Annotated in this window: 1 protein-coding gene; it reads left to right on the top strand. The window is 59.2% G+C overall.

Translation table 11 applies throughout. The features are described from left to right. Positions 1-277, top strand: a 277-nt coding sequence (locus tag SB756_RS29690; protein WP_410913145.1) for an orotidine 5'-phosphate decarboxylase / HUMPS family protein, incomplete at both ends; no start/stop codon positions are given.

Below are 277 nucleotides of genomic sequence, written 5' to 3' on the forward strand. Positions count from 1 at the left end.
TATGAGCCGACCACTTCTGCAACTGGCCCTCGACCACTCATCACTTGAAGCCGCGCAGCGCGACGTGACGCTGTTAAAAGACAGCGTCGATATCGTCGAAGCGGGCACCATTCTCTGTTTAAACGAAGGGCTTGGCGCGGTGAAAGCCTTGCGCGAACAGTGCCCGGACAAAATCATCGTTGCTGACTGGAAGGTCGCCGACGCTGGTGAAACGCTCGCGCAACAGGCGTTTGGCGCAGGCGCTAACTGGATGACCATCATCTGCGCCGCGCCGCTC

The sequence above is a fragment of the Pseudomonas sp. SIMBA_068 genome (genome assembly GCF_046534705.1).
Classification (GTDB): domain Bacteria; phylum Pseudomonadota; class Gammaproteobacteria; order Pseudomonadales; family Pseudomonadaceae; genus Aquipseudomonas; species Aquipseudomonas putida.